This is a genomic window from Streptomyces qinglanensis (genome assembly GCF_900111245.1).
Lineage (GTDB): Bacteria > Actinomycetota > Actinomycetes > Streptomycetales > Streptomycetaceae > Streptomyces > Streptomyces qinglanensis.
The window spans coordinates 223,081-240,681 of record NZ_FOGO01000009.1 but is presented as its reverse complement, the minus strand read 5'-3'; the positions used below and the strand labels follow the sequence as shown (position 1 = coordinate 240,681).

The following is a 17,601-nucleotide window of genomic DNA, read 5'->3' as shown; positions in this document are numbered from 1 at the left end:
CGCGTATCAGACGACACGCAATGCATACCGGCGCGTACAGCGGGTAGGGCTCGGGCATCGTCTTGCGTACGGCGAGAGTTTGCGAGCCGGTCCCGAGGGGCCCGCGGGGGAGCCGCGGACTGCCGTACGCCGCAAGACGGGTGAAGGGGAAACAAACCTCCGTCGTCGCGTCAGGAGCAGACCGTGCTGCACACGCCGCATCAGTCCCTGCAGGCCGCCGCCACCGTCCCCGCACAGCGAACGCCTGAGCGAGACGACCAAGCGGGCCCCTGGCACGCGGACGCCGTCTGCCGCCGGGACGAGGCGGGTCTCTTCTTCGCCCCCTCCAAAGAGCCCACCGCCGCCCGCCTCTCCCGCGAGCAGGCCGCCAAGCGCGTCTGCTCGGGCTGTCCCGTCCTGGTCGAGTGCCGCGAGCACGCCCTGGTGATGCCCGAGCCGTACGGCGTCTGGGGCGGCCTCACCGCCGCGGAGCGCCGCGTCGTCCTCTCGCGTCGCCGCCGCGCCGCGCAGTCCGCCGCCGCGGGGCAGCCGGCGGAGGTCTCCCGTATCGCCTAGCTGCACTCACCCGGAACCCCCGCTCCGCACGGCCCCTCTCCGGCGCTGGGGAGGGGCTGCTTCCGGGACTGCTCCGGGAGTTGCTCCGGGGAAACCGTGACTGCTCCGGGGAGGGGCTGCCACTGTCCGGTCGCTCGCGCTCGCGCTCGCGGGTGCGGGTGCGGGGCAGGCCCGTGCCACCGCGCAGGAACGCGGGCTCCGATGCGGGTGCGCTCGCGGGTGTGGGTCCGGGTGTGGGTGTGGCGTCGCGGGGTGCGGGGTGCGGGATGCGCACTCGTCCCCGGAGGGCGGCACCACCGGTCCCGGGCCCGGACCGCCCCCGGCGACGTCACCGGGCGGCTCCGGCCGGGTGCGGGCCCGCAGCCGGTGCGGGCCCGGCCGCGGGCGCAGCCCTCAGCGGGCGCGGTCGAAGTCGACGGCGCTGTAGGCGCGCAGCTTCGAGAGCCGGTGCACGGAGTCGATCTGGCGGATGGTGCCCGACTTCGACCGCATCACCAGCGACTGGGTGTAGGCGCGTTCGCCGCGGTAGTGCACACCCCGCAGGAGGTCGCCGTCGGTGATACCGGTGGCGACGAAGAACACGTTCTCACCGCTGACCAGGTCGTCGGTGAGCAGCACCTGGTCCAGGTCGTGGCCCGCGTCGAGAGCGCGCTGCCGCTCCTCGTCGTCCTTGGGCCACAGTTTGCCCTGTATCGTCCCGCCGAGGCACTTGATCGCGCAGGCCGCGATGATGCCCTCCGGGGTGCCGCCGACCCCGAGCAGCAGGTCGACGCCGGTCTCCTCGCGCACCGTCATGACGGCACCCGCCACATCGCCGTCCGAGATGAACTTGATCCGGGCGCCCGCCTCGCGGATCTCCTTGACCAGGCCCTCGTGCCGCGGCCGGTCGAGCACGACGACGGTCACGTCCTCGACGCCGCAGCCCTTGGCCTTGGCGATCCGGCGGATGTTCACCGCGGGCGGCGCGGTGATGTCCACGAACTCCGCCGCCTCGGGCCCGGTGACCAGCTTGTCCATGTAGAAGACGGCGCTGGGGTCGAACATCGAGCCCCGCTCGGCCACGGCCAGCACCGAGACCGCGTTGCCCATGCCCTTGGCCGTGAGTGTCGTGCCGTCGACCGGATCGACGGCCACATCGCACTCGGCCCCGGTGCCGTCGCCGACGCGCTCCCCGTTGTAGAGCATCGGGGCCTCGTCCTTCTCGCCCTCGCCGATCACCACCACGCCGTTCATGGAGACCGTGGAGACGAGCGTGCGCATCGCCTTGACCGCCGCGCCGTCCGCACCGTTCTTGTCCCCCTTGCCGACCCAGCGCCCCGACGCCATCGCCCCCGCCTCGGTGACCCGCACCAACTCCAGGGCCAGGTTGCGGTCAGGTGCCTCCGGGCTGACTTCGAGCGGGGAGGGCAGGTGGTGGTGTTCGGTCATCGGAACACACCTTTCTGTACGGCGACTCTGGACGGCCACTGCGGCGACGTGAGCTGTGCCGATTCGGCGAGGGTGGGCAGGATTTTACCCGTACGCCACAGACTGAGCAGGGGCGCCCACGGATGAGCGGCCGGGGCGGGGTGTGCTCGCGGCCACCGGCCGGGCGCTGCGCCCGCTGCGCGCACCCTCGCGCGGGGCGCCGACCGGCATAAGGGACGATGGGGGCGTGGCAGCAGACAAGAAACGCGGCGCACAGGCCGTGCGCGACATGGTCATCTCGCTGGTAGTGATCATTCTCGCCGCCGGGGTCGTCTACCTGTTCGTTCCGCACGACGACAAGAAGGACCCGGTCAAGGCCGTCGGTTACCGCGTCGAGCTGGCGTCCGCACGGCGCGCGGCGCCGTACCCGGTCGCCGCGCCGCAGGGACTGTCCGACCAGTGGCGCGCCACCTCTGTCCGCTACAAGGCGGACAGCCCGCTGGGATCCGCCTGGCACCTGGGTTTCATGACGCCGGACAACGAGTACGCCGCCGTCGAGCAGAGCGACGAGGAGCGTCCGGCGCGGTTCGTCGAGGACGTCACCCAGGGCGCGGAGAAGACGGCGAAGAAGCAGCGCGTCGCGGGCGCGGAGTGGACCCGCTACCGCGGCCCCAAATACGACGCGCTGGTGCGCACCGCCGAGGACGGCAAGTCGGTGACGGTGGTCACGGGTACGGCGAGCTTCCAGCAACTGGGCGAGCTGGCCGGAGCGCTCCGCGCCGAGTCGCACAAGCCCGCCGACAGCCCGTCCGCGTCCCCTGCCGAGCAGGCCGGATAGCCGCCGAGCAGGCCGGATAGCGCGCGGCGCGCGGTCCGCCTGGTGGACCGGCGTCCGTCCGGCCCGGCGGACCGCCGGCGTCGCCCCGGCGCAAAGGGAAGCCCCCCGCGCGAGGGGGGGTACGCGCGGGGGGCGGTTCAGGGGTCGCTGGGCGCGGCTCGGCGATCAGCGCCGGGCACGGCGCCGCGCAGGGCGGTGCCGCACGGGGCGGTGGCTCAGAGGGCGGTCACCACGTCGTCGTAGGAGAGTCGGGGCGAGCGCGGGGCGAACGCGTCGGGGCCCGGCTTCCCGATGTTGGCGACCAGCAGGACGCGCTGGCGGCCGTCGCCGAAGAACTCCTTGTCGACGCCGTCGTGGTCGAAGCCGGTCATCGGGCCGACCGCGAGCCCTGCGGAGCGCACGCCGAGGATGAAGTACCCGGCCTGGAGCGCCGCGTTCAGCGCACCGGCGCTCTCGCGCGTGCTCTCCTCCGCGAAGAACGCGTCCTTGATGTGCGGGGCGTGCGGGAAGAGCTCGGGAAGCCGCTCGTGGAAGTCCAGGTCGTAGGAGAGCACTGCGGTCAGCGGCGCCTTGCGGGTCTTGGGCACGTTGCCCTCGGCCATGTGTGCCAGCAGCCGCTCCCGGGACTCGGGTGAGCGCAGCAGGGTGAGGCGCAGCGGCGACTGGTTGAAAGCCGTGGGGCCGTACTTCACCAGGTCGTATATCGCCTGGACCTGCTCCTCGGTGACCGGTTCGTCCGTGAAGGTGTTGGCCGTGCGGGCCTCACGGAAGAGGAGGTCCTGGGCTGCGGGGTCGAGGGCGAGTGTCATGGGGTGGTGCCTTGCCTTTGCGTGCGACGTTCGGGGTGCAGAGACAAGTGTAACCAGCACTAGTTAAAGCTTGAACAACACCTCCGGTGGCCGCCCGGCGCGCCACCGGCGGGCCGCCTCCGGCGCCGGTCGCCCGCCCCATGGGCAGTGCCCCGCACCGGGTGCTCCCGGGCCGGCCGCCCACCGCTCACCGCCCCCGGCTCACCGCTCGTCCTCCTCTGCTTCCTCCGCCTCTTCTTCCTCTTCTTCTTCCTCTTCTTCCAGCACCGCGTCCAGCCTGGCCCGCGCCCCCTCCAACCAGGCGCGGCAGATTCCCGCCAGCTCCTCGCCACGCTCCCACAGCGCCAGCGACTCCTCCAGCGTCGAACCACCGGACTCCAGCCGCTGCACGACCTCGACCAACTCGGCCCGCGCCTGCTCATAGCTGAGCGCGTCCGCCGAGGCCAGCTCCGCCTGGGACGAGCCGGCCGCACCGTCCGCCGCGGCCTCCGCCGGGCCGCCCGCGGCGACCTGGCCTTCCGTTTCCGTCGTCATACCGCCAGCCTATGCGCGGGGACCGACAGCGACGCCGAACTCCCCGTCGGCCACCCGGGCCCGCAGCAGGTCGCCCTCGGCGACCTCGGCCGCGTCCCGGACCACAGCACCGTCCTCCCGCTGCAGCACCGCATAGCCCCGCTCCAGCGTCGCGGCCGGAGACAGCGCGACGACGCGGGCGCGGGTGTGCTCCAAGGCGTCCTCCGCGCGGGCCAGCCGGTGGTCGAGCACCCGCCGCGAGCGGTCCAGCAGCGCCGTGACCCCCTCCTCCCGATCCGCCACCATGGCGTGCGGATCGGCCATCACGGGGCGGCTCATCACCTCCGCGAGGCCGCGCTCCTCGCGCTCCAGCAGCCCGTTGATCACCCGCCAGGCACGCTCCCGCAGCGCGCGCACCCGCTCGTGCTCCTCGCCGACATCCGGCACGGTGTCCTTGGCCGCGTGGGTGGGCGTGCGGGAGCGCAGGTCGGCGACCAGATCCAGCAGCGGTGCGTCGGCCTCGTGCCCGATCGCCGACACCACCGGGGTCCGCGCGGCGGCGACGGCGCGCACCAGGCGCTCGTCCGAGAACGGCAGCAGATCCTCCATACCGCCGCCGCCCCGCGTCACGATGATCACGTCCACGTCGGCCCGCGCGTCCAGTTCCTGCAGCGCCTCGATGATCTGCGGAACCGCGTAGACCCCCTGGACCGCCGTGTTCCGCACCTCGAAGCGCACGGCGGGCCAGCGCTCCCGCGCGGTGTGCAGCACATCCCGTTCGGCATCCGAGGCCCGGCCCGTGATCAGCCCTATCCGCTGCGGCAGGAACGGCAGCCGCCGCTTGCGCTCCGCCGCGAACAGCCCCTCGGCCGCCAGCGTCTTCCGCAGCCGCTCCAACCGCGCCAGCAGCTCACCCATACCCACCGGGCGGATCTCCGCGGCGCGCAGCGAGAGGCGCCCCGTCTTCTCGTACCACTCCGGCTTCGCGTGGACCACCACTCGGGCGCCCTCGCTGATGACGTCCTTGACCTGCTCGTACACCTGACGGAAGCAGGTGACGCTGAGCGAGACCTCGCGGGAGGGATCGCGAAGCGTCAGGAAGACGATGCCGGCACCGGGCCGCGGCGAGAGCTGGACGATCTGCCCCTCCACCCAGACGGCGCCCAGCCGGTCGATCCAACCGCGGATCAGTCGCGAGACCTCGCTGACGGGGATCGGGGATTCGGCGGACGTGGTGAGAGCCATGCGAGAAGGCTAGGCCCTGCCACCGACAGCCCGGCCCTTCCCGCCTCCGTCGCCCGCGCCCCCTGCGCTCCGTCCCCTACACTCCTACGCTGCTCCGCTCCCTCCGCCCCCTCCGCTCTTCTGCCCTTGCGTCCTTCTGTCCCTGCGTCCTTCTGCCCCGGCAGTTCCGGTCGGGCAGTCCGGTCCGCGCTGGTCAGCCGGGAGCGGTGTCCCGCCCGGCCGCGGCCTCCCGCCGGTCCCGCCGGCGCAGCACCGCCAGCGCCAGCAGCGCGACCGCCAGCCACACCAGGCCCACCCAGTGCGCCTCGCGATTGGCGGTGACGATCACCGCGACGATGATTCCGAGCCCGACCAGCGGCACCACCCAGTTCCACAGCACGTGCCCCCGTCGCCCCGCCGCGCCACCGGGCGCGCCGCCTTCGAGCGCCGGACCTCCGGGTGTCGAGCCTCCCGGCGCCGCGGTCCGGCCCACCGGGCGCTGTCCCTCCCGCCGCCCGAGCCCGTAGTAGCCCATGACCGACAGGTGCAGCATGCCGAATCCGAAGAGGGCGCCGATGTCCACCACGGAGACGAGGCGGTCCAGACCGTCGGCGGCCCGCGCGGCCCACACCGCGGCGCACAGCGTCAGCACCGCGCTCAGCAGCAGCGCCCGCCCCGGCACCCCGGTGCGGTTGCCGACCTCGGCGAGCACCCGCGGCAGCCGCCGGTCGCGCGCCATGGCGTACAGCAGCCGGGCGGCCGCCGCCTGCCCGGCCAGCGCCGCGAACGCCGCACCGATCGCCTTGCTCACCGCCACCGTCGTCTCCAGCCAGCCCCCGACCGCCGCCTTCGTCGCGGTGTAGAAGGCAGCACCCTGGGAGGCCGGATCGTCGGCGAGCCGCTGCGAGGAGTCCTGCGACAGCAGCGCGGCCAGGTAGGTCTGGACGACGAAGAGCACACCGGTGACCAGCAGGCACCACACCAGGGCGCGGGCGACCGGGGTGGCGCGGTCACCCTTGCCGGCCCGCGCCTCCTCGGCGAAGTTCGCGATGGCGTCGAAGCCGAGGAAGGAGAGCACCGCCACGGAGACCGCGCTCAGCAGGGCCGTCAGCGAGAAGGCGCGGTCCCCCGTGACCGGGGAGAGCCAGCCCCGCGCGGGACCGTCCTGCACCAGCACCACCAGCGCGGCCGCCACGAACACCAGCAGCACCAGGATCTCCATGGCCAGCACCAGGAATCCGACCACCGCCGCGCGCCGCACCCCCGAGAGATTGAGCGCTGTCGTCACCACCACGGCGAGGGCCGTCCAGATCCACTGGTCCACTTCGGGCACCAGTTGCGCCATGGCGATGCCGGAGAACAGATAGGCGACAGCCGGGATGAGCAGATAGTCCAGCATCATCATCCAGCCGGCCACGAAGCCGGCGCCGGGCCCGACGCCCACGCGCGCGTACGCGTACACGGAGCCCGCCTGCGGCACCGTATGGATCATCCGGGCGTACGAGAAGGCCGTGAACGACATCGCCACCGTCGCCACCACGTACACCAGCGGCACCACGCCATGGCTGCGTGCGTCCAGCGCACCGTAGATGCCCACCGGTGCCATCGGTGCGATGAACAGCAGACCGTAGACGATCAGGTCGCGCAGCGTCAGACTGCGCCGCAGTGCACCGTCCGGGCTGTCCCCCAGGAGGTCGGCCGTGCGCGAGCGGGCTCCAGGCATGGGCCCAGCTTGCCGCAGAGCGCATCCATCAGCAGCGGACAACGCGCCCCAGCGGCGCAACCCGACCGCGCCAAGCGCTCCCGCCGCGCAGCGTCTCCCGCCGTGCAGCGCGCTCCCCCGCGGGACGGGTTCGTGCCGCGGATCGGGCTCGTGCCGGGGAATGGGCTCTGGGGCGGTACGGAAGTGCGCCGCGGAACGGGCTGGGGCCGGGTAGCGGGCTCGCGCCGGGTGACCGGCTCGCGCCGGCACAACCGCGCCCCTGGCGCACACCGGAGTCGGCGCGCACATCTGCTCCCGCCGAGTGCCTCCGCCGCCCGCGCCGCTGCGGGCGGCCCCCGGAACGAGGCGAGCACGGCCTTTACGATGGAGCCATGACTGGTACGCCCGCCCGCAGGCCCGACGACGCACCGGAAACCACCGCACCGCAATCCGCCGCTCCGGGCCGCCGCCGCGTCCTGCTCGCCGCGCCCCGCGGCTACTGCGCGGGCGTGGACCGCGCGGTGATCGCCGTGGAGAAGGCACTGGAGCAGTACGGCGCTCCGATCTACGTACGGCACGAGATCGTGCACAACAAGTACGTGGTCCAGACCCTGGAGAAGAAGGGTGCCGTGTTCGTCGAGGAGACGGACGAGGTGCCCGAGGGCGAGATCGTCATCTTCTCCGCGCACGGGGTGGCGCCCACCGTCCACGAGGAGGCCGAGCGCGGCAAGCTGGCCACCATCGACGCCACCTGCCCCCTGGTCACCAAGGTGCACAAGGAGGCCGTGCGGTACGCCAAGGAGGACTACGACATCCTCCTGATCGGACACGAGGGCCACGAAGAGGTCATCGGCACCAGCGGCGAGGCGCCGGACCACATCACGCTGGTCGACGGCCCGGAAGACGTGGGGAACGTCGAGGTCCGCGACCCCGAGAAGGTGGTGTGGCTCTCCCAGACCACTCTTTCGGTCGACGAGACCATGGAGACGGTCGACGCGCTCAAGGGCCGCTACCCGAATCTGCTCTCGCCGCCCAGCGACGACATCTGCTACGCCACCCAGAACCGCCAGACCGCGATCAAGCAGGTCGCCGCGGAGGCCGACCTGGTCCTCGTGGTCGGCTCCAAGAACTCCTCCAACTCGGTACGCCTGGTGGAGACGGCCCTGACGCACGGTGCCAAGGACGGCCACCTGGTCGACAACGCGGAAGAACTCGACGAGGCGTGGCTGGAAGGCGTCGAGACGATCGGCCTCTCCTCCGGCGCCTCGGTCCCCGAGGTCCTGGTCGACGGCGTCCTGGAGTGGCTGGCGCAGCGCGGCTGGGACGAGGTCGAGATCGTCAAGCCCGTCGACGAGCACATGCAGTTCTCGCTCCCGAAGGAACTCCGCCGCGACCTGCGCGCCGAGGCCGCGGACCGCACCCGGTCCTGACCCCGGCCGCGAGCCTGACCCCGCCCGCGGGCCCGAGCGGCCCGGCTTCCGGCCGAGCGGGGCTTGATCGCCCGCGGGGCCGATCGCCCGCGGGCCTGGCCGTACACGGGCCCGCGGGGTCGGCTGCACCTGGAGTCGGGAAGGGGCTCGCCGGCGAGAGGCGCGGCCCCGTCGGCAGGCCCCGCCCGACCCGGCGAGCCCGTGAGCGGCGGTCAAGCCTCCGGCCGAGCCCCGCGTGCCGCCAGGCCCGGGGCCGGACGCATCCCCTGCCGCTTCACCGGCCGACTGTCGTCACCCTGCCGCGGCGCGCCGCCGGCTGCGGCGCTGCTCCAGGCCGAGGGCCGTCCTCCGTACGAGGGCGATCAGCGCCGCCGCCACGGTGCCCGCGTACAGCCAACCCGCGTGCACGGCCAGCCCGGTGAAGACGTTCTGGAGCACTCCCACGACGCCGTCCCCGGCACCCCCGGCGAAGAAGAGCCCCGCCGTGTAGGCGAGCGGTACCGCGACCGGAGCGGTGAACAGCTCCGTAGGCCGTACCCACACGGCAGCGGCCATGGAGACGAGGACGAACCCGATGCCGTAGAAGGCAGGCGCCCCACCGGGCATCAGGGCCACCAGACCCCCGACCAGCACCATCAGCAGCGTGGCGAACACTCCGACGCCCAGCCCGGTCAGGCGGGGTGCCGAGGGGGCATTCCCGCGCCGGGCCGCACCGCCGCGAGCTGTCCGCTGCCGCCCGCCTGCCGACTGCTTGCCCGCACTCCGCCGGGGTGCGCCTCTCGGCAGGGCGGAGGACCGAGCCTGCCCTTTCCCCCGTCGGCCCGGGGACGCGGGTGCGGGGGCGGGCGCCGCCGGGTGCGGGAGCCGCGGGCTCTGCCGGGTGGCGGCACCGCCGCCTTCGGCACGGCTGCCCGGGGGAGGGGCCCCGTACGGATCGTGCTGGGTCGTGCGCGCGCTGCGTTGCTCCACCGGGCCACGGTAGGCGGTCCGGCCCCGTGGTGGCCGTCATGAACACGCGGATTCCGCCAAAGGCGCCGGTCCGGCGCACCCCGTCCACCCGGTCTGCCGGATCCGTGCACAGGCCGGGCCGTACCGACTGCCGGGAGACCACCCGGCAGCCCGGTCGCCGTCCAGGCAGCAGTCGGACGCCCTCCCCGCACGGGGCCCGGCTCGGCGGGCCGCTCGGCGCCGGGCGGCTGCTCAGCCGCCTCCGAGCCACCCCTGGACCGCCGGCCGCACCGGCACGACCCTGCACTGATCCCGCCCTGGTCCCGTACGGCCGACGCAGGGGAAGCGCGGTTCCGGTCGCCCGTAGACTGGGTGGTCGGCCTCCGGGCCGCCTGTCCGCCAAGAGACCCCTCTACGGAGAACCCCCGCCAGGGGCAACGGGAAGTAGTCGCCACGTGTCGCTCACGATCGGAATCGTCGGCCTGCCGAACGTCGGCAAGTCGACCCTTTTCAACGCTCTGACCAAGAACGAGGTGCTGGCGGCCAACTACCCGTTCGCCACCATCGAGCCGAACGTCGGCGTCGTGGGCGTCCCCGATCCCCGGCTCGGCAAGCTCGCCGAGATCTTCAGCTCCCAGCGCGTCCTCCCGGCCACCGTCGACTTCGTCGACATCGCGGGCATCGTGCGGGGCGCGAGCGAGGGGGAGGGGCTGGGGAACAAGTTCCTCGCCAACATCCGTGAGTCCGACGCGATCTGCCAGGTCATCCGCGCGTTCAAGGACGACAACGTCGTCCACGTCGACGGCAAGATCTCGCCCAAGGACGACATCGAGACGATCAACACCGAGCTGATCCTGGCCGACCTCCAGACGATCGAGAAGGTGCTGCCCCGCCTGGAGAAGGAAGCGCGGGTCAAGAAGGACAAGCAGCCGCAGGTCAAGGCCGTCCAGGAGGCGCAGGCCATTCTGGAGGAGGGCCGCACCCTCTTCTCCGCGGGCATCGCCCAGGGCACCGAGCGCGCCGAGCCGCTGCACGAGCTGCACCTGCTCACCACCAAGCCGTTCATCTACGTCTTCAACGTCGACGAGGACGAACTGACGGACGAGTCCTTCAAGGACGAGCAGCGCGCCCTCCTCGCCCCCGCCGAGGCCGTCTTCCTGAACGCCAAGCTGGAGGCCGACCTCGCCGAGCTGGACGAGGAGGAGGCGCTGGAGCTGCTGCAGACCGTCGGCCAGGAGGAGCCCGGCCTCGCCACCCTCGCCCACGTCGGCTTCCGCACCCTCGGCCTCCAGACCTACCTCACGGCCGGCCCCAAGGAAGCCCGCGCCTGGACCATCAAGCAGGGCGCCACCGCCCCCGAGGCCGCCGGCGTCATCCACACCGACTTCCAGAAGGGCTTCATCAAGGCCGAGGTCATCTCCTACGAGGACCTCCTGGAGACCGGCTCGGTCGCCGAGGCCCGCTCCGCAGGCAAGGCCCGCATGGAAGGCAAGGACTACGTCATGCGCGACGGCGACGTGGTGGAGTTCCGCTTCAATGTGTAGTGGCTGCTCCAGCAGTTGATCGCTGACCTGGCAAATGTGCAGGTCAGCAGGGGTCGACCCACTTATGGGCCGACCCCGTCGCTGTTCCCGTGCTGGATCGGTGCTGGATTTCCTGACCCATCGTCACCTGTCGTCACCTATGGAAACCCGTACCGTGCTGGATCGGTGCTGGATCGGTGCTGGATGGAGGCCCGGGTAAGGGGGCGGGGCGTTCGGGCAGGACGTCCTCCCTGCAGGTGGAGCACGCGCCCTTGAGAGGTGCCTGACGGGCAACTGGCGGTGTAGGTGTCGGGTGCCGCAGTTCCCCGTCACTGTCGTGGCCGCACAAAACATAGCTGGTCTTGCGCACCACGGTGACCTGCGTACTCGCGCCGTAGTGGCAGTGCAGGGGCGGACCCGGCTGACGCCGCTGACCTGAACGCGAACAAGTGATCGGGCTATCGCAGTTTTTGGAGCGGCTCCACGCTGGTTCCGTGCGGGTTGAGGGCGCTTGTCGATATCGAGACCGCATACGTCGTCCGTGGTCGAACTCGGAACCGTGGACGTCGTCGGAGGCGAATGCAGGGTCGCCCAGCATGTCAATCCTCGCAGGCTTCAGAGTCGTGTTCCGCGTCCTCGTCATCGGTGTCGGTCTCCAGCGTGACAACGCCGTGCGTGTCAAAATTCTGCGCGATGCGCTTCAGTATCGGGATGGTGTAATCGGGAACGTCGAAGCCCGCTGCTAGGACATCGCCGTCGTACACGGCGCGCAGCAACTCTTCCGGTGTTCCCCTGATGAGTCCGAGCGCTTGAAGGCGGCGGGCGGCGGTTGCTACTGGTCTGGTGAAACCGCGCAGCATCCGATTTGGCTCGTAGCCTCCGAGCCTATAGACGGTCTCCCTGTCGACGAAGCCGTTGGCGCGCCCGGCCTGGAGCAGGACCTGGAACCTGACAGGGGACTGATGCTGAAGCGTGGCGAGCAGGTAGCAAAGCGTCTCCTCCGACCACTCGATGGTGCTCGATTCGCTCTCCATCTGGCGCAGCGCGTCGACTGAGGTGCTCGCCACTCGCCCACGCAGATCAAGGCTATCCTGGGCCAAGTCGAGCAGACCGCTCGGCTCCAGCATGTACAGCTGCTGTCCTGTCTCGGCGCGCAGTTCGTGTACGAGCTCAATGCGTGGCAAGCGATCACCGGACACCGCCAGGGTCCGCCACCAGTCCTCCTTAAGATCCCTGGTAACGAAAACGACGTCCTTGCCGCGCGCTGCCACCTCTGCGGAGAGCTGCCTCCACACGATGTAGTCGCCCGCTGCCGTCTGGTCGGGTTTTCCATCGTCAAAGTCACGAAAGCCCGGCGGCTGCCTGCGCTGCGCCCTCTCCCTGGCCTCCGAAATCCAGCGAACGAGCTGCTCGTCCGTTGGCGCAGCCCCGACCTTGCCCTGGAGCAGCCCCTCCAGCTTGCCGATTACCGGGTCCGCCGATGTGTCCGGTGCACCCGGCACCTGGTCGACCTTGGCCTGTCGTTCGAGTACCTCCCGGAGCCTTGACAGTGTTGCGTCAAGCTCTCCCTCGAGCTGGTTCAACTCGTCACGGATGGGGGCGTCTTCAGACAGGTGGACTGCTCGTGCCCAGCGCTTGAGGGAATCTCCGATCGAGCTGTGCGCCTTGGTCATGGCAGTGAGGGTGTCGCGCGCCTGGACGTGATGGTGTCCGAGTACGCCAGGCTGCTGCTGGTTGCGCCAGAACTCGATGAGTACCTGGTGCGGCACCCACAGGCGGTCACTGAGCGCCTCCAGCACCGTCAACATGTCCTCGCGAACCTGGCGGTTCATTCGGTAGAGGTCGACCAGCACGTTGGTATCCACGACGACGACGCCGTGAGCCAGGGCCGCACGGACTTCCGTCGGTGCCGGCGTCCGGTAGCCCTCGAACCCACTGAATAACCCGCGCGATTCACCGTGCTCTGAACTCACCATGCCCCCTGGCACCGTCTGAACCACAACGCCCGCCTGGATGATATCCCTCTTCGGAACTCTGGTGCAGCGAGTCAGCCCGCCAGCTTTCAGGGACACGAGGTGCTGTAGCCGCTCGGACCCGAATCGCACTTTTCCATCGAGGATCCCCAGAACACCATTGCCAGCAGGATCCCTACGCCGGCCACTGCAAACACCGCCCCGATTCCACCGAGGAGCCAGTACACGAGCGCGGCCGTGGAGGGGACCATCCAGCGGGATGGGTCCGCCGGGTCGTAGTAGACCGTGACCGGGGTGCCGGGCGGCGGGCTGTGGTGAAGCTCGCGGACTACCCGGTCGTCGGTCTCCATGGGGCGTCCGTCGGCCGTCGTCCAGGCGATGACCGGGAAGTACCCGACTTTTGAGGAGCCCGAACTGGGGGATCTCATCGTGGTGCACTGCAAGCGGATCACCACCCCCTCCGCCCTCGCGCCCTTCCGGCGCAGGCTCCGGTTTCGGAGGAAGGCACGGCATCCCAATGCGCTCATGACACTGCCGAGCAGTATGAGGGCCGTTGGGAGCAACAGGAATTCGAAGGAGAGAGGCACGAGGAGGACCGTCCGAATCAGCGGCGGTGGGACAGGAGCAGCGTAGGCACGACAGGGCGGGCACGGCGGCCCGGGGGCTGAGCGAAGTGGAGGGGACCAAACTGTCCCGGCGAAGCGGCCGTTCTGCCCGAACCAGGCGCCGGTCAGACAGTGTTGCTGGGCGGTGCCGGGGGCACGGTGCGGATGCTGGGAGAGGCTCCTGATCGATGGGCGGGCCCCGGTTGAACGCGCACCGCAGCACAGGTCTCACTGTGTCGGCTTGCGCTCCTCGGCGTAGCGGGCCAGCCCTTCGGCTATGCCCTGCATGAACTTCTGGAGGTAGCGCGGCAGGACCCGGCGCAACAGCCAGCTCGTCTCGTGCTCGCCGTACCAGTGGATGACCGTGTCTGCATCAACTGGCGTACTGCGGCCCGCAGATGCATTCGATGTTCCTACAGCACGCTGCTGACCCTCGCCATATGACAGGGAGTCGTCGCCCATGGCTCGCGGCCGGGACGGATGCAGCAAGGCGCCGGCCTGCATCCGTGGGGAAACCGCGAACCGGATGGCTGCCAGTGTGTCCGCGCTCAGCGGGATGTGATCACGAATCTGCCTTTCGTGCACCGTCTTTCGAAACCGATCGAATCACCTTCTACGCAGTTGTGTCCACCTGCTTGACTCCGCATTCCGGGCGTCAGCAGGGCTGTTGCAGCATCTCGGCGAGAAGGGAGATCTCTTCGGAAGCGAGCAGGATTGCGGGCTACCCGGCGCCCGAGCTCCGATTGCAGCAGTCCACGCCACTAGTAGGACGTCCCTGGCCGCCTCCGCCGCCGACGAGCAGCACGCTCCTCGAATGCCGAGGGTTCCGGTTACCGGTCCGGGCCGTCGGCTGGTCCGCCCGATACGGCCCCGGCGGTCCGGGCCGGGGAATCGTCTCGGCCGGCTGCTAGGAATTGACTTCCGAAGACCTGGCCGTTTCCCGGCGGATACGCCCCGGGGCCACGGCCGGCCACGACGGTCAGTGGAGCTGTGCAAGAAGGAAGAAGGTCAGCATTGGAAGACGTGGATTTCTTCGGTCCGCGTACAGAGGACCTGTGTCGAGTCGTGCCTGCGTGACATCGACCGGAGCAAAGACCGCCACATCCTTCGGTACAGGGGTACCGAAGGTGACCGTGTCGACCACAGCAAGCTGCCCGTGTGGTCCGCCGTTGAAGCGTGCTCGTTCGGAACGCTGTCCAAGGCCATCGAGCGCGGAGCCAGCGGCGCACTGGCCGATGCCGTGGCGACCAACGTCGGGGTCGCGACGGCCGGGTTCGCCTGCCGTGTGAGGTCGGTCTACCTGCGCAACCGGTGCGCCCACCACAGCCGGTTGTGGCATCACTCGGTTCTCGACGCCGGCCCTACGCCGAACAACGTGCGTAGCAAGGCGAAGCGGCTGGCGGGACAGTTCGAGCCGCGTTCGGTTCTCGATGTCATTGCCTCGCTCGACGACGTGGCCATACGCGGCAAGGTCGCTGATCCGGTGCTCCCGCAGGTCGTCAAGCAGTACCCTCGCGACTGCTTGTTCTGGGAGGGACTGGCACGGCCTCAGAGCCCGCGCGATCACAGGGCGTGAATCGGTCCTGAGTAGGGGCGATCCCCAAGCACGGGGAGCGGCGCGGAAGGCATCACAAGAGCACGGTCGGCACCGCTGACCCCGGCCCGATGTCCCGCCACGCCTCTCGTGGCGGGGCATCGGGCCCCGGCTCAACGGCAGAGCTTCATGATGGTGTCGTCGAAGTCAGGAAATTCCTGTGTGGCTTGCGCAATGATCGCCGTTGCCGGGGCGCGGCGGTCCGGAGCGAACTGCTCCGCGATGGCCGTCAGGTCGCGATTGATCTGGGGAGCCCAATCAGGCTCGGGCTCATACGAGGTGGCTGCTTCCCACGGGCCGAAGCCGTCAGCCAGCAGCCACAGGAAGGCACCCAGGTCGCGAGCGACAACGCCTGTCTCTCCTTCGGACCCAAGAAAGACAACGGGCTGCTCCACCAGTTCCCGACCTGGACGAACCAGCCAGAACGCTGCGTTCCCGCCGGTGCCGTCCTGGCCGAATACGCGGAAGCCGTCGCCGTTCAGTTCGCTGTTGCCTGTCCACGCGCGGAACCACTCGGTGGTCTCATCGGCAGTCAGAAAGGACTCGCAGGGTTCGAAGTGGACACCATCCTCGCCAAGGCACTCGAGTCGGACCGCCATGGCAGCGGCGAGCGCGGCGGGGAACTGGCGATCTCCGTTCACGGTCATGCGAACAGAGTAGCGATCGGCATGGACTGCCAAGCTGCTGATAGTGCTGGCGGATCTCCAGTCGAGGTACGCATGGGGCATGGTGTCACGGTGAGTGAATCCTCAAACGAGTGGCAGGCTTGGTTGAACAGTCTGGACGCGCGTGGAAGGGCGGCAGCGGAGTCGCTGCGCGCGCGATTCGAAGCACTCGGCGCAGCCGATGCCGGCGACTGGGCCAAGTCGGAGATCTGCGAGGACCTTCCACACCTCGCGCGGTTCATGCTGCTGCGAAGTCTGTGGCGCGGTCCGATCGGCGGTTGGGCCGAGCCGGAGGCCATCGATCAGCTTCCTGTCGCCCAGCGGATCCTTGCTGCTGGGGCGAACAAGGAGGATCTCGCTCGCCTGGCGCGAGCGGTCGCCTACGAGGCAGTGTGCGCAACGCTCGATGAGCTCGACACCGGGAGTGATGTGAACGTATCGGGCATCGATGTCGGCTGGCGCGTCATGGAGTCAGCCGAAGACGGCGCCCCGACTGGTCGAGCCCTCTCGGGCCTGCACGAAGATCTCTTGGCCATGGACCCGAGTGGGCGCGATGGAGCGGACTTGTGGCAGTAGCCCCCTGGTGCAGGGCCCGCAGCGCACCCTGATGCCCTCGCTGCTCGTGGCAGCGAGGGCATCAGTCGTCAGGTGGCGCGGGCTGTGCGTAGCTGCGCTACCCACCTCGTGACCTCGGCCAGGTGCTCGGGCTGCACGCAAGAACGACAGCGAGAAGGGCAGCGGCAGCGGCCAGCCCAGCGCCTTCGGCTACACCGGCCAGTACCAAGACCCCGTCCTGCCCGACCGACTCCTGCTCCGCGCCCGCAGCTACGACCCGACCCAGCACCGCTTCACCACCACCGACCCCATCCGTGCGGGCCCGGACAGCGCCAACCAGTCCCCCTACGCCTACGCCGACAACGACCCCGCCAACCAGTCCGACCCCTCCGGCCTGTGCCCGCCGTGCGTGCGCATCATCGGCGGAGGCACCATCGGCGGACTCATCGGCGGCACCAGCTACACCCTCAACCACTGGGACGACTTCAACTGGCGCGACTTCGCCAAAGCCAGCGGCAAAGGCGCCCTGATCGGTGCAGGCGCGGGTTTCCTCGCCCCCGCAGGCGGCAGCTTCTCCGCCGCCATGGGCCTCCAAGGAGGCCGTGCCTACCTCACCTCCACCCTCGTCAACGCAGGCGTCGGAGCCGGATACACCTGGGCCGTCAACACCGTCCAATGCCAGCCCACCACCCCCACCGACCTCCTCATCGGCGCCACCGGAGGGGGCGCCGCCAACCTCACCGGACCCGCCTGGAGCAGCCTCAAGGCATCCCTGCGCAAGACGCCCACGGCGCGCGCAAGTGGACTCCAGTTGGACATGCCCCAGCTTCCCTCGGCATGAGGCCCGGCGGGGAAGACCCCCGCCGTTGTCGAAACGCACAGCGCCCCACCCAACTGGAGCCACGCGAGCCAGATGCAGCGAGCTGAGGGCCTGATCGAGGGATTCGCCCTCAAGAACTACACAAGGAGAACAGGCACTCGCACGTACGTAGGCGGATACAACACAAGGACCGGCGAGATCGCGGTCGCATCCTCTGGAGGACGCTTCCCGGGTATGGCCTACTGCGCGGAAGGTAACGTGTGCCTCGCCCTCGGCGGTGACATCACGAAGGTGAGATTCACAAACGCCTATACCGTGAGGAAGACCGGTGAAGGGATTTTCGTCAAGCCCAAACCCGTCTGTGAGAGCTGTCAGGTAGACTATTCGAGCCCCTTTCAATTTCGAAAAGGCGCTCGTCGCAAATCTCCAGGCCCCTGGGG

The 17,601-nt window shown here is 70.1% G+C and carries 17 protein-coding genes and 1 pseudogene; 8 read left to right on the top strand and 10 right to left on the bottom strand.

Features of this window, described 5'->3' with window-relative positions:
• The first annotated feature begins 183 nt into the window (after positions 1-183).
• A complete protein-coding gene (locus tag BMX65_RS20300; protein WP_075001756.1) occupies positions 184-555 on the top strand; it encodes a WhiB family transcriptional regulator in 372 nt (123 codons plus the stop codon).
• A gap of 393 nt (positions 556-948) precedes the next feature.
• Here the strand turns inward: BMX65_RS20300 and glpX are convergent, their stop codons facing one another.
• Positions 949-1,983, bottom strand: a complete 1,035-nt coding sequence (glpX, locus tag BMX65_RS20295; protein ID WP_019355303.1) for a class II fructose-bisphosphatase — start codon at positions 1,981-1,983, stop codon at positions 949-951.
• 226 nt (positions 1,984-2,209) lie between these two features.
• Between glpX and BMX65_RS20290 the strand changes: the two genes are divergently transcribed.
• Positions 2,210-2,800, top strand: a complete 591-nt coding sequence (locus tag BMX65_RS20290; protein WP_075001755.1) for a DUF4245 domain-containing protein — start codon at positions 2,210-2,212, stop codon at positions 2,798-2,800.
• Positions 2,801-3,015: 215 nt separating this feature from the next.
• Here the strand turns inward: BMX65_RS20290 and BMX65_RS20285 are convergent, their stop codons facing one another.
• The 4 genes from BMX65_RS20285 to BMX65_RS20270 form a co-directional block, all read right to left on the bottom strand.
• Positions 3,016-3,609 carry a malonic semialdehyde reductase gene (locus BMX65_RS20285; protein ID WP_075001754.1) on the bottom strand — a complete coding sequence of 198 codons (594 nt, stop codon included), beginning with the start codon at positions 3,607-3,609 and terminating at the stop codon, positions 3,016-3,018.
• Positions 3,610-3,810: 201 nt separating this feature from the next.
• Complete coding sequence (locus BMX65_RS20280; RefSeq protein WP_239502107.1) at positions 3,811-4,143, bottom strand: exodeoxyribonuclease VII small subunit; 333 nt, start codon at positions 4,141-4,143, stop codon at positions 3,811-3,813.
• Positions 4,144-4,152: 9 nt separating this feature from the next.
• Complete coding sequence (xseA, locus tag BMX65_RS20275) at positions 4,153-5,367, bottom strand: exodeoxyribonuclease VII large subunit (RefSeq protein ID WP_075001753.1); 1,215 nt, start codon at positions 5,365-5,367, stop codon at positions 4,153-4,155.
• A 193-nt stretch (positions 5,368-5,560) separates the two neighbouring features.
• Positions 5,561-7,069 carry an APC family permease gene (locus tag BMX65_RS20270; RefSeq protein WP_075001752.1) on the bottom strand — a complete coding sequence of 503 codons (1,509 nt, stop codon included), beginning with the start codon at positions 7,067-7,069 and terminating at the stop codon, positions 5,561-5,563.
• A 371-nt stretch (positions 7,070-7,440) separates the two neighbouring features.
• Between BMX65_RS20270 and BMX65_RS20265 the strand changes: the two genes are divergently transcribed.
• Positions 7,441-8,478, top strand: coding sequence for a 4-hydroxy-3-methylbut-2-enyl diphosphate reductase (locus tag BMX65_RS20265; protein WP_075001751.1), 1,038 nt, complete (start codon positions 7,441-7,443; stop codon positions 8,476-8,478).
• A 291-nt stretch (positions 8,479-8,769) separates the two neighbouring features.
• On the opposite strand, the gene BMX65_RS34175 is transcribed toward BMX65_RS20265, so the two are convergent.
• Positions 8,770-9,447 carry a DUF6542 domain-containing protein gene (locus BMX65_RS34175; protein ID WP_338068946.1) on the bottom strand — a complete coding sequence of 226 codons (678 nt, stop codon included), beginning with the start codon at positions 9,445-9,447 and terminating at the stop codon, positions 8,770-8,772.
• Between the two features lie 434 nt (positions 9,448-9,881).
• On the opposite strand from BMX65_RS34175, the gene ychF reads away from it, so the two are divergent.
• Complete coding sequence (ychF, locus tag BMX65_RS20255) at positions 9,882-10,970, top strand: redox-regulated ATPase YchF (RefSeq protein ID WP_075001749.1); 1,089 nt, start codon at positions 9,882-9,884, stop codon at positions 10,968-10,970.
• 578 nt (positions 10,971-11,548) lie between these two features.
• Here ychF and BMX65_RS20250 read toward each other — a convergent pair.
• From BMX65_RS20250 to BMX65_RS32980, 3 genes are all read right to left on the bottom strand, one after another.
• A complete protein-coding gene (locus BMX65_RS20250) occupies positions 11,549-12,925 on the bottom strand; it encodes a PIN-like domain-containing protein (RefSeq protein WP_075001748.1) in 1,377 nt (458 codons plus the stop codon).
• 86 nt (positions 12,926-13,011) lie between these two features.
• Positions 13,012-13,509, bottom strand: coding sequence for a DUF3592 domain-containing protein (locus tag BMX65_RS20245; RefSeq protein ID WP_075001747.1), 498 nt, complete (start codon positions 13,507-13,509; stop codon positions 13,012-13,014).
• A 246-nt stretch (positions 13,510-13,755) separates the two neighbouring features.
• Complete coding sequence (locus BMX65_RS32980; RefSeq protein ID WP_177214305.1) at positions 13,756-14,112, bottom strand: hypothetical protein; 357 nt, start codon at positions 14,110-14,112, stop codon at positions 13,756-13,758.
• Positions 14,113-14,509: 397 nt separating this feature from the next.
• On the opposite strand from BMX65_RS32980, the gene BMX65_RS20235 reads away from it, so the two are divergent.
• Positions 14,510-15,103: an Abi family protein gene (locus BMX65_RS20235; protein WP_204357577.1), complete on the top strand. Its 594-nt coding sequence runs from the start codon at positions 14,510-14,512 to the stop codon at positions 15,101-15,103.
• A gap of 131 nt (positions 15,104-15,234) precedes the next feature.
• Here the strand turns inward: BMX65_RS20235 and BMX65_RS20230 are convergent, their stop codons facing one another.
• On the bottom strand, positions 15,235-15,768 hold the full coding sequence (locus BMX65_RS20230; RefSeq protein WP_075001837.1) for an SMI1/KNR4 family protein: 534 nt from the start codon (positions 15,766-15,768) through the stop codon (positions 15,235-15,237).
• A gap of 90 nt (positions 15,769-15,858) precedes the next feature.
• Here BMX65_RS20230 and BMX65_RS20225 point away from each other — a divergent pair, with 90 nt between their 5' ends.
• The 3 genes and pseudogenes from BMX65_RS20225 (at position 15,859) to BMX65_RS20215 (ending at position 17,182) form a co-directional block, all read left to right on the top strand.
• On the top strand, positions 15,859-16,362 hold the full coding sequence (locus BMX65_RS20225; protein ID WP_239502108.1) for a hypothetical protein: 504 nt from the start codon (positions 15,859-15,861) through the stop codon (positions 16,360-16,362).
• Positions 16,363-16,546: 184 nt separating this feature from the next.
• Positions 16,547-16,726 (top strand): annotated as a pseudogene (locus BMX65_RS34335) (RHS repeat-associated core domain-containing protein); the annotation flags it as partial.
• A gap of 24 nt (positions 16,727-16,750) precedes the next feature.
• Positions 16,751-17,182 carry a hypothetical protein gene (locus tag BMX65_RS20215; RefSeq protein ID WP_075001746.1) on the top strand — a complete coding sequence of 144 codons (432 nt, stop codon included), beginning with the start codon at positions 16,751-16,753 and terminating at the stop codon, positions 17,180-17,182.
• Positions 17,183-17,601 lie beyond the last annotated feature (419 nt).

Excerpts from the sequence above, each read along its gene's own strand:
- glpX (WP_019355303.1), bottom strand. The coding sequence starts at position 1,983 with ATGACCGAACACCACCACCTGCCCTCCCCGCTCGAAGTCAGCCCGGAG.
- BMX65_RS20285 (WP_075001754.1), bottom strand. The coding sequence starts at position 3,609 with ATGACACTCGCCCTCGACCCCGCAGCCCAGGACCTCCTCTTCCGTGAG.
- BMX65_RS20280 (WP_239502107.1), bottom strand. The coding sequence starts at position 4,143 with ATGACGACGGAAACGGAAGGCCAGGTCGCCGCGGGCGGCCCGGCGGAG.
- xseA (WP_075001753.1), bottom strand. The coding sequence starts at position 5,367 with ATGGCTCTCACCACGTCCGCCGAATCCCCGATCCCCGTCAGCGAGGTC.
- BMX65_RS20270 (WP_075001752.1), bottom strand. The coding sequence starts at position 7,069 with ATGCCTGGAGCCCGCTCGCGCACGGCCGACCTCCTGGGGGACAGCCCG.
- BMX65_RS20265 (WP_075001751.1), top strand. The coding sequence starts at position 7,441 with ATGACTGGTACGCCCGCCCGCAGGCCCGACGACGCACCGGAAACCACC.
- BMX65_RS20250 (WP_075001748.1), bottom strand. The coding sequence starts at position 12,925 with ATGGTGAGTTCAGAGCACGGTGAATCGCGCGGGTTATTCAGTGGGTTC.
- BMX65_RS20230 (WP_075001837.1), bottom strand. The coding sequence starts at position 15,768 with ATGACCGTGAACGGAGATCGCCAGTTCCCCGCCGCGCTCGCCGCTGCC.